Origin of the sequence: Saccharomonospora iraqiensis subsp. iraqiensis (genome assembly GCF_000430445.1) — a bacterium.
GTDB classification, from domain to species: domain Bacteria; phylum Actinomycetota; class Actinomycetes; order Mycobacteriales; family Pseudonocardiaceae; genus Saccharomonospora; species Saccharomonospora iraqiensis.
This window is the reverse complement of the sequence record NZ_KE387111.1, coordinates 41,461-51,234: the sequence shown is the minus strand read 5'-3', so window position 1 is coordinate 51,234 and position 9,774 is coordinate 41,461. Positions and strand designations below refer to the sequence as shown.

Annotated in this window: 8 protein-coding genes; 4 read left to right on the top strand and 4 right to left on the bottom strand. The window is 71.6% G+C overall.

Annotated features, from left to right (window positions below; all coding sequences use genetic code 11):
* Nucleotides 1-347 precede the first annotated feature (347 nt).
* Nucleotides 348-2,057 (top strand): ABC-ATPase domain-containing protein, encoded by a 1,710-nt coding sequence (locus tag ACTIR_RS0116700; RefSeq protein WP_026455146.1) that lies wholly within the window; start codon nt 348-350, stop codon nt 2,055-2,057.
* A 153-nt stretch (nt 2,058-2,210) separates the two neighbouring features.
* Here the strand turns inward: ACTIR_RS0116700 and ACTIR_RS0116695 are convergent, their stop codons facing one another.
* The 3 genes from ACTIR_RS0116695 to ACTIR_RS0116680 all read right to left on the bottom strand — a co-directional run bounded on the left by ACTIR_RS0116695 (nt 2,211) and on the right by ACTIR_RS0116680 (nt 4,834).
* Nucleotides 2,211-2,639: a type II toxin-antitoxin system VapC family toxin gene (locus ACTIR_RS0116695; RefSeq protein WP_026455145.1), complete on the bottom strand. Its 429-nt coding sequence runs from the start codon at nt 2,637-2,639 to the stop codon at nt 2,211-2,213.
* Nucleotides 2,636-2,881: a FitA-like ribbon-helix-helix domain-containing protein gene (locus ACTIR_RS0116690; RefSeq protein ID WP_026455144.1), complete on the bottom strand. Its 246-nt coding sequence runs from the start codon at nt 2,879-2,881 to the stop codon at nt 2,636-2,638. The genes ACTIR_RS0116695 and ACTIR_RS0116690 overlap by 4 nt, the downstream gene beginning before the upstream one ends.
* Nucleotides 2,882-3,094: 213 nt before the next feature.
* Nucleotides 3,095-4,834: a hypothetical protein gene (locus tag ACTIR_RS0116680; RefSeq protein WP_026455143.1), complete on the bottom strand. Its 1,740-nt coding sequence runs from the start codon at nt 4,832-4,834 to the stop codon at nt 3,095-3,097.
* A 409-nt stretch (nt 4,835-5,243) separates the two neighbouring features.
* Between ACTIR_RS0116680 and ACTIR_RS0116675 the strand changes: the two genes are divergently transcribed.
* Both ACTIR_RS0116675 and ACTIR_RS0116670 read left to right on the top strand, forming a co-directional pair.
* Nucleotides 5,244-6,491, top strand: a complete 1,248-nt coding sequence (locus ACTIR_RS0116675) for an MFS transporter (protein ID WP_026455142.1) — start codon at nt 5,244-5,246, stop codon at nt 6,489-6,491.
* Between the two features lie 50 nt (nt 6,492-6,541).
* Nucleotides 6,542-7,792: an MFS transporter gene (locus tag ACTIR_RS0116670; RefSeq protein WP_026455141.1), complete on the top strand. Its 1,251-nt coding sequence runs from the start codon at nt 6,542-6,544 to the stop codon at nt 7,790-7,792.
* 91 nt (nt 7,793-7,883) lie between these two features.
* On the opposite strand, the gene ACTIR_RS0116665 is transcribed toward ACTIR_RS0116670, so the two are convergent.
* Entirely contained in the window at nt 7,884-8,498 is a 615-nt protein-coding gene (locus tag ACTIR_RS0116665; protein WP_026455140.1) for a dihydrofolate reductase family protein, read from the bottom strand.
* 321 nt (nt 8,499-8,819) lie between these two features.
* On the opposite strand from ACTIR_RS0116665, the gene ACTIR_RS23885 reads away from it, so the two are divergent.
* Nucleotides 8,820-9,774 (top strand): asparaginase (locus tag ACTIR_RS23885; RefSeq protein WP_065388601.1); only part of this gene is annotated, 955 nt, incomplete at its 3' end.

The following is a 9,774-nucleotide window of genomic DNA, read 5'->3' as shown; positions in this document are numbered from 1 at the left end:
GGTCGGTCAGCTCGGCGCCCGGCAGCAGCGCGGCGACCCGCCGCAGCAGCGCGTCCCGTTCGGGCCCGGTGACCGCGTCGGCGACGGTCCCCCACCCCCACCACGACCGTGTCCGTTCCGGCACGCGGCACCTCCGCTCCCACCTCGGCGTCGATCACGGGACCGTACCGGTGGTCCGTGCCGTGATCCACCGTCGCCGTCCGCGGTGGCGGACGCCCGAGCCCCGCCTGTGGCAGACTGGGTCGCGCATGACTTCTTTCCGTTACCGCCCCGCGGCGCGTCCTCGCGCGACGGCCCCGTCCGGGCCCCCGTCCCCGACGTCGCCCACCCGCGGGAGTTGATTTTCGATGCAGACACGTCAGACGCTGGAGCGCACCCTCACCGCCATCGACGGACGCGGGTACGGCTCCTACAAGCAGCTGCGCGGCACCTACGACCTCGGCCGCTTCCAGCTCTCGGTGGACAACGTGCAGGTCGACCCGTACGCGCCGCCGTCGAAGGCGCGCGCGATCGTGGACGCCGCCACCGCGGGCCTGCCCGCCGACCTGGTGGACACGCCGCTCAAGCGGGTCGCCGTGAGCGACTTCCTCACCCGGCGGTGTCACGACGCCACCCGGCGCGCGGCGCGTGAGTCCCGGGACGGCGGCGCCGTTTCGATCGGCGCCCCCGGGCAGGAGGTGCTGCCCCGCACCAGTGTGCTGGTCGCCGACGACCGCGTGGAGGCCCGGTTCGAGGTGGCGCTGCCCGCGAAGGGCCGCAGCGTCCTCGGCAAGGCCGCCTCCACCATCCTCACCCGGATCGTGCCGGAGATCGTCGAGTCGTCCCTGATCCACGCCAACCTGGACGCCGACGCGCTGCGCGCCCACGTGGCGCTGCACCTCGACCAGGAACACCTGCGCGCCCGGCTGGCCGAACGCGGGCTGGTCGCCTTCGTCGGCGACGGCGCGATCCTGCCGCGCCGCTCCGGGGACTCCGACCTGCCGATGGACGAGGGCGCGAAACCGTTCGACAGCCCGGAGTCGCTGCGGGTGTCGTTCGACCTGCCCAGCGGCCGCACGGTCACCGGCATGGGTGTGCAGGAGGGTGTCACGGTCATCATCGGCGGTGGCTACCACGGCAAATCCACCCTGCTGCGTGCCCTGGAACGCGGCGTCTACCCGCACCTGGCAGGCGACGGCCGCGAGTGGGTCGTCACCCGGCCGGACGCCGTCACGATCCGGGCCGAGGACGGCCGCGCGGTCACCGGGGTGGACATCTCCCCGTTCATCACCGACCTGCCCTCCGGCGCCGACACCACCCGGTTCACCTCCACCAACGCCAGCGGGTCCACCTCGCAGGCGGCGAACCTCGTGGAGGCCACCGAGACCGGCTCGTCGCTGCTGCTGATCGACGAGGACACCTCGGCGACCAACTTCATGATCCGCGACAACCTGATGCGCAGGCTCATCCCCGCCGAACGCGAGCCGATCACCCCGTTCGTGGACCGCATCCGCCCGCTGTACGAGGAAGCGGGCGTGTCCACGGTGCTCGTGGCGGGCGGTTCCGGCGCGTTCTTCGCCGTCGCCGACCACGTGATCGCCCTGGACGCCTACACCCCGCACGACGTCACCGACGCCGCCCACGACATCGCCGACGCCCCGCGCGAGCCGGACGGGAAGGCGGACCGGGAGAAGTCGGTGTTCACCGGTACGGCGGCACGGGTGCCCGCGGCCTCGGCGCTGCGGCCGAAGAACAAGACCAAGCCCGCCAAGGCGAAGGGGCGCGGCGCGGTGCAGTTCGGCACGCAGACCCTCGACCTGGGCGCGGTGGTCCAGCTGGTCGACCCGGCGCAGACCAACGCGGTGGCGCGGTTTTTGGACCGGCTCGCCGACGAGTTCGACGGCCGGCTCTCCCTGCGCGAGGCGATCGACGAAGTTTACGACCGCGTCGAGGAGGAGGGGCTGGACTCGCTGTCCCCGCACAGCGGCCACCCCGGCCACCTCGCGCTGCCCCGCCGCCAGGAGGTGCACGCCGCCCTGAACCGCTACCGGGGCCTGAAGGTCACCCCGCGCTCCTGAACATCGCCGGGGCTCGGTGAACCGGTCCTCTCCGGCGGCACGGTGAGGACGCGCGTGCCGCCCTCCGGGTCGCCACAGCCGGTGCCCCCGTCGGTCGCCTCGCGATCGACGGGGTGTCCCGGCTCGCCCGGCACACCCGCTGAGCCGAACCGCCTACTCCGTGGTGTGGTTCCACGGATCGAGCAGTTCCACCCCGGTACCGGAGAAGTCCTTGGTGTTGCGGGTCGCCAGCGGAACACCGTGCGAGCGACAGATCGCCGCGATCTGCGCATCCGCCATGCTGACCGCCAGGCCCTCCCGCTCCCGTGCCACGGTGATCTCCGCATAACAACCGGCCGCGGCGTCGTCGAAAGGGAGAACCCTGCCCCGGAAGTCCTCGGCGAACAACTCCTCCACCTTCACCACCAACTCGCGCTTGCGGCGACCGTCCGACAGGCGAGCCGCCCCATAGCGCAGTTCGGCCGCCGTCACCGCGGTGACGAAGACGTCCTCGGGCGGCATACGGTCCACCCACGCCATCACCCCGCGATCGGGCTCGGGGCGCATCAGCTCGGACACGACGTTCGTGTCGAGGACGGTCATTCCTCCAGCTCCGCGGCCCGCGCCGGTTCCGTCCGGGCGGGCGGCTCGATCGACAGGTCCCCACTCCCGGCGAACCTGCGGCGGATCCGTGTCGCCATCCCCTCATCGGAGGAAGGCCGCGTCAACGCCCGGCGCAGGATGTCACGCACCTCCGCCTCCATCGACCGGCCGTGCTCCGCCGCGCGAACCCGCAGCTCGGCCTTCAGTTCGTCGTCGAAGTCCCGCACCGTCAACGTCGCCATATCCACCCCTCCACGCTGTCACTGCTTTCAATGCTAACACGAACGGTCGCTCCGAGCCGCTGTTCCTTCCCAGAGGTGGTGATGCCGTGGGATCCCGTCGACGGCGAACCCGAACGAGCACGGATGTCGTCGGCCGATTCGCGCATTCCCGACGCACGCTCCGCCGCGGTGGAGGTGCGCCCGGTGATGGAGGAGTCCGGGGAGGACCCGTGATCACCCTGTCGCCCCGCTGTCGTTGGGCAGCCCGACCGTGTCCCGCAACGCGTCCCCGGAGTCGCTCGGCACGGTCCCCACAGTGGCCTCCACCGGGCCGAGCCGGCGACCACAGTCCGGTTCCCGAGCGGGATCGCAGGATTCGAAGCGGGTGACGCCACCGAAGTTCCCGGTCCAGACCGTCCCGGCGGGGCCGACGGTCGTCGCGGCGTAGAAGCTGTTGCTTGTGGGGAAGGCGGTGGTCTCCACGGTCAGGGCGACCTCGCCGGTGTCCCAGTCCAGACCTTCGAGAGTCCAGACGCCGTCGCGCGTCCCGATCCCGTAGAGCATGTCCGTCGCGGCGCTCATGGTCGGGATCCCGTTCGGGATCGCCACATCGGGGTTCGACCACACCACGTCGCACGTCCTGCTCTCCGGATCCCACGCGACCCGCTGGATGCCGGCGGGGGCGTTGCCGGGCAGCCCGGACAGCAACTGCGAGTACGGCGCGACCCGGGACGGCAACCGGCGCAGGACCGGGTCCAGCCGCTGGAGGTTGTTCACCACCACGGCACTGTTGCCACGGACCAGGACCGACTGCTCCGACAGGGAGCGGTCCGCGTCCCCGTCCCCGAACGTCACCGGCACCTCGCAGGCGATGCGGCGGTCGGCCCCTTCCCTGATCGGCTCCCAGCCCGCGGGGACCTCGTCGCGCCACATCAGCACCAGGTGCATCAGTTCTTGCCCGTCGGTGATGACCACGAATCTGTCGTCCCCGGGTGCGGTGCCCATCAGCGTGGGGGTCGAACCGGATCCGGCGCCGAGGCGGCCGCCACCGGAGCTGCCCGCACCGGCGTACCCGGAACGCCAACGTTGCGCGAGTTCGGCACCGTCCCAGTCGATCCGGTACATCGCACGGCTGGTGACGACGTAGAGGCCGCCGTTCTCGTCCGCGGCGATCGAGTTCGAGACCGTCTCGACCTCGCCGTCGGGCCCGCCCGCGCAGTCCTGGCCGTTGATCGGGAAGGTGCGCAGGTGCTCGGCCGTCATGCGTTCGGGACTGCGGGGCACCACGCCGACCATGCCCTTCTCGGTGGTGAAGGCGATGTGCCCGTCATAGGTCATCGTGAGGCCGACGAGCTGGTCGTCATCGCCGCAGAGTGCCTCCGCGGGAAGGTCGAATCGGCGCAGCAGTGCGATGGTCGAGTCCCGGCGCCCCGGGTCGGCGTCCCCGTAGACCTCGAGCGCCGTCGCCTGTCCGACGTGGAGGCGGTTGTCGGCATCGACGAGGTTGTACGCCCCGGACACCGAGTTGGTGCCCGGCCCGGCCCCCTCCTCAAGCTGAGGAATGTACTTGTCGATCACCGTGACCGTCTCGGGGTCGATCTTGAGGATCTCGTTGGTGAACCCCACGGTCGACGCCCAAATCACCCGGTCACCGTCGGGGTACTCCGGCGAGAACGACAACACGATCGGCGCGGACGCGACACCGTCGTGGTCGACGTTGATCCGCTCGGCAGGCCCGGTCGGGCCCGGGAACGGGGAGGAGGCCTGGGCGTAGGAGTTCCGATGGTTTCCGGGCCACGGCGAGTCCGCCAGGTGGGGATTGCACGCCGGCTCGGCGGCGCCGACGGCCACCGGGGGTCGGCAGTCCTCGGGAGCGGAGGCGGCCGGCGTGGCGGGCCCGGCGAACGCGACCGGCGCGGCGAGCGACAGGGCCGAGAGCGCAGCCAGGGTGGTCAACGGGAGGGAGGTACGCACATCGCGGTCCTTGGATCGGTACGAGCTCCGTGGTCACGGACATCGGTACCGTCGGCACGGGCGGTGTGTCGCACTCCGCCGATCGTTTCCCGTCGACAGCGCCACGCTCGTGGCAACGAACCGGCCGTCGATCGGTTACGGGGTCGGGTCGGCACTCTCCCCCGCCACGAGGACCGGGAATTCCGGGGCCGGTAGCTGCCCCGGCACTTGCCTGATTCATGCTACGGTGCCGTCGATGTTCCAGTTCCTCGTCATCTTCAGCTGACGGTCCTGCGACCCGCCCCTCGCAGATCCGAGTGCCGACCCGGGCGGGTTTCCGGGCGCCGTTCCGGCGCAGGACCGTGTCAGCCCGCGCGCCCATCCCGCGTTTCCTGTCATTCGTGGTGGCGCGCCGTGCCTCGGAGATGACGTGTCAACCGAACAATTGTCCTATCGGGCGGCGCTGCGGGAGCGGCACGTCGCGCGTTCGTTCCTTCCGAACATCCTGGGCCGCTTCTCGCTCGCGATGTCCGGGCTCGCTCTGGTGCTGCTGCTGGAGTCCGGAGGTGGCTCGTTCGCGGTGAGCGGCGCCGTCACGGCCGTTCTGGGGATCGCGAACGTGGTGGCGACACCGTGGCGGGCCCGGGCCATCGACCGTTTCGGGCAGACAGGAACCATGTCCATCCTCGGCGCGATCCATACGGTGGTCGTCGTCGGGTTCGCCGCGCGGCCGGAGGCCGGGTTACCCGTCCTGCTGTTCCTCGGCGTCGTCGCCGGAGCGTCGATTCCCCCGTTCGGCTCCACGATGCGGGTGCTCTGGTCCGATGCGCTGGCCAGCGGGCCGATGCGCACTCGCGGTCTCAGCCTGGACACGGTCGCCGAAGAGGTGATCTTCGCCGTGGGCCCCTTGGTCTCCGCGGTCCTCACCACGCTCACCGGTCCGGTACTGGCACTGTCCGCCTCGGCCGGATGCGTCGCCGTCGGCACGGTTCTTTTCGTGAGCAGCCCGCTCTCCCGACACCGGAACGGACTCCGGACACGGGCACCGACTTCCGCACGGACCGCGGCGACACCGTTGCGCACGCCCGGTTTTCCCCCGGTGGTTCTGGCCATCATGGTTCCGGGTGTCATCCTCGGCGCGGTCGAGATCGCGGCCCCCGCCCTCGGCGCCGCGGAAGGGGCCACGGTGCTCCCGGGTGTCATCCTCGCCCTGTTCGCCGGCTCCAGCGCACTCGGTGGCCTGCTGTACGGCCGGGTGACTCCCCGCGCATCGATCGAACGACAGCTGCTCGTCCTCGGTGCGTGCCTGATCGGGACCAGCGCGGCCGCCGGGATCATCGGCTCCACCGCGGTACTCGTGGTCGGCATCGGTGTGATGGGCGCCTTCGTCGCCCCGTTACTCATCACCGGGTACATCGCCGCGGACACCCGCGTCGACTCCCACGCCCGGACGGAAGCGAACGGTTGGATCACCACCTCGGTCAACCTCGGCGCCGCAGCCGGCTCCGGCCTGTTCGGAGCTCTCACCGGAACCGCCACACCCGGTACCGCACTCGCGCTCTGCACGGCCGCCGCCGCGACCGTCCTGGTCGCCGCCGCTCCGCGACTGGTGAGCAACGACCGACTCTCCCGACACGACGGTGACACCGTGGAAACCTCCGGCGAATCGGCGGGTTGAGCTCCGGCAAAGCGACCACGATCGGGGCGGGGCGTCGGTAGGATTCCGCCATGCCGTCCCTGCGCGACACCTTCTCGCTGGACGAACTGAAGGGCACGCAGGAACGGTCTCTGGCGATCTCGCTCGCCGTGCTCTACCTCGGCACCGGTCTGTCGTACTCGTCGCTGGCGATCTACCTGAACCTGCACGTCGGCCTCAGCCCGTCGGTCTACGGGGTGGGCATGGGTGTCGCCGCGGTACTGGGCCTCGTGTCGGGGCCGTTGGCCGGGAGGCTGGCCGACCGTCGCGAGGGCCACCGGATCTACCTGGCACTGGTGTGGACCATGGGCGTGGCGACCCTGGCCCTCACCGTGTCCCCGGCCTGGCTCGCACTGGTGCTGCTGAGTGTGCTGACGGTGTGCGGCCGGGGCGGCGCGGCGGTGATCGGAGCGTTGATCGGACGGGCGGTCGACGAGGAGCGCCGGGTGCGCTACCGGGCCGTGGTCAGGACACTGAGCAACGTCGCGATGGTCGCCGGGCTCGGTCTCGGCGCGCTCGTGCTCGCGTGGGGTTCGCTCACCGCGTTCCGGGTGGGCTTCGTGGTGGAGGCGGCGACATTCCTGGTCGCGGGGCTGCTGGTGCGGCTCGCCGGAGCGCGCCTCGCGCCGGCACAGGCCCCTCTCCCGACTCCCCGACCAACGCCGGAGGGCCGCTCCGGGGCACTGCGGGACCGCCGGTTCGCGCTGCTGACCGCGTGTCACGGCGTGCTGATGCTGCCGGAGTCGATGCTCACCGTCGCCCTGCCCCTGTGGGTGGCGACGCAGATGCACGCCCCGCTGTGGCTGGTGTCGGTGGCTCTGGTCGTGCAGACAACGGGCACGGTACTGCTGCAGATCCCGGTGAGCCGCCGCATCACGGATGTGCCGGCAGCGGCCCGCGCGGGCAGACGCGGTGCCGCGCTGTTCGCCGCGGCGGCGCTGCTGTTCCCGGTGGCCGCGCTGGCCGACCACGGGCCTGCCGCCGTCGCCACGGTGCTGGCCCTCGCGCTCGTCCTCGTCGGCGGCGACGTCCTGTATGCGGCCTCGTCCTGGGGCATCCTGTACGGGCTGGCGCCGGAGTCCTCGCTCGGGCAGTACCAGGGTTTCTACAACATCGGGTTCGACCTGAGCATGATCACCGGCCCGGTGCTGTTCGCCTGGCTCGTGGACAGCGGCATGCAACTGGGCTGGCTCGGGCTGAGCGCGCTGTTCCTGCTCGCAGGACTGGCTCTGATGCCCCTCACCGCGCGGCACACCGCGCCGGCTCCCGCCGCGGCGGACTGACCGGTGAGCCAACCCGACGTGGCAACGCCGACCGCGGTGATGAGCACGAACCACGAGACCGCCCGGCCTCCGGGCCGATTCGGCCGGACAGTCATTCCATGTCGGTGCCGACGACGTCGTAGACGAGGTGGGTCGCCCGCGGCGACTCGGTGACCTCCCGTTGGACCAGCGTCGTCCGGCCGACGAGGTCGAACAGCCGCGTGCCACCACCGAGCACCACGGGCGACAGGTGGATACGGAGCTCGTCGACCAGTCCCGCCGCCAGGCTCTGGTCGAGGACGTTCGCACCGCCCATGACGACGACGTCGTTGTCGCCCGCGCTCGCCCGGGCCCGGTCGACGGCGTCCGCCACGCCCCCGGTCACGAATCGGAACCTCGAGGCGAGCCGCACCTGACCGGGCGGTTCGTGGGTGACGACAAAGCACGGCGGTGCGGCAGACTGATCCTGGTCGTGTCCGTACCCGACATCGTCGGACCACCCGTGCGGGCCGTCCACGATGTCGAACAGCCGCCGCCCCATCACCACGGCGCCGGTCGTCTCGAAGCCGCGCGCCAGCACCGCCTCGTCGACGGTGGAGCGGGGCTCCTCCAGCACCCACGCGTGGATCGCCTCACCGCCGATGCCGAGGCCGTGCTCGAGATCCACGCCCGGTGCCGCGACGTACCCGTCGAGGGACATCGAGATATCAGCGACCACCCTGCTCATACCCACTCCTTCGGACCCGTCGTTCCGCACGACCGCGCGCCCGCTGAACGGCGACCTTTCCGTCTCTGCTTCGGCGATTCCGTTATCTGGAACTTCATCAAGTCAAGCACACTTCACTTGGGCACCGCGTCGCGTCAGCGGCAATTGGCGTACTACGCGTCTCGGGGTGGTACGGCCCGCACCGCGCGTCTTACCCCGATCGTGCCGTACTCACGATTGGGCCGGACCCGGCCGGGTACACCGCCGGCAATCGTCCTGTTTCCGCTCTCGGCCGGGTCCGGGTCGCACGCATGAGGCTACGCACTCGTGAGCGGAGGTTCTGTGCAGCATCTCGTCCTGCTCGCCACGGGCGGCACGATCGCCACCCGCGAGGCCGAGGGCGGCCGCCGGGTGGAGGTCGGCGCCGCCACTCTCGCCGAGGCCGCCGGGTCGGTGTTCGACCTCGGTGACCTCGACGTCCGGCCCCGGGACCTCGCCGGCATCCCCAGTTTCGCCGCGACCGTGCCGGATGTGCTCCGGCTCGCGGACGCGGTCGCCGAGGCCGCCGCCGAAGTCGAGGGGGTCGTGCTCACCCACGGCACGGACACGCTGGAGGAGGTGGCGTTCCTGCTGGCGCTGACCCACTCCGGCCCGCGACCCGTGGTGCTCACCGGCGCGCAGCGGCCGTTCGACGACCCCGCTCCGGACGGCCCGCGCAACCTGGCCGTCGCGCTGCGCTGGGCCGCCTCCCCCGAGGCGGTGGACACCGGGGTCACCGTCGCCTTCGCCGACGAGATCCTCCCGGCGGTCGGCGTCCGGAAGTCGCACACGCTCGCGCTGCACGCCTTCGACGCCCCGGGATACGGCCCGGTCGGACACGTCGACGAGGCCGGGTTGCGCCGACGTGGTGCGCCCCGCCCGCACCCGCTGCTCCCCGCCGGCACGTCCGAGCTGCCGCGGGTCGACGTGTTCCCCCAGTACCTCGGGGCGGATGCCTCCGCGCTGGAGCACGCGGTCGCCGGGGGCGCACGCGGTGTGGTGGTGGCCGGGTTCGGCTCCGGCAACACGACACCCGCGACCACACGCGCCTGCCTGCGACTTCTGGCGCAGGGCGTTCCCGTCCTGGTCACCAGCCGCACCGGGGCGGGACCGGTCGTCGGCCTCTACGCGGGGGCCGGTGCGGATCTCGCCGCGGCGGGCGCGGTCTTCGCCGGTGATCTCTCCCCGTGGCAGGCGCGGCTGCTCCTCGCGTCGGCGCTGGTGGCGGAGGGCGAACCGGGTGCGGCGGCACGCCGTT

Coding starts and splice junctions, on each gene's coding strand:
- ACTIR_RS0116700 (WP_026455146.1), top strand. CDS start 348: ATGCAGACACGTCAGACGCTGGAGCGCACCCTCACCGCCATCGACGGA.
- ACTIR_RS0116695 (WP_026455145.1), bottom strand. CDS start 2,639: ATGACCGTCCTCGACACGAACGTCGTGTCCGAGCTGATGCGCCCCGAG.
- ACTIR_RS0116690 (WP_026455144.1), bottom strand. CDS start 2,881: ATGGCGACGTTGACGGTGCGGGACTTCGACGACGAACTGAAGGCCGAG.
- ACTIR_RS0116670 (WP_026455141.1), top strand. CDS start 6,542: ATGCCGTCCCTGCGCGACACCTTCTCGCTGGACGAACTGAAGGGCACG.
- ACTIR_RS0116665 (WP_026455140.1), bottom strand. CDS start 8,498: ATGAGCAGGGTGGTCGCTGATATCTCGATGTCCCTCGACGGGTACGTC.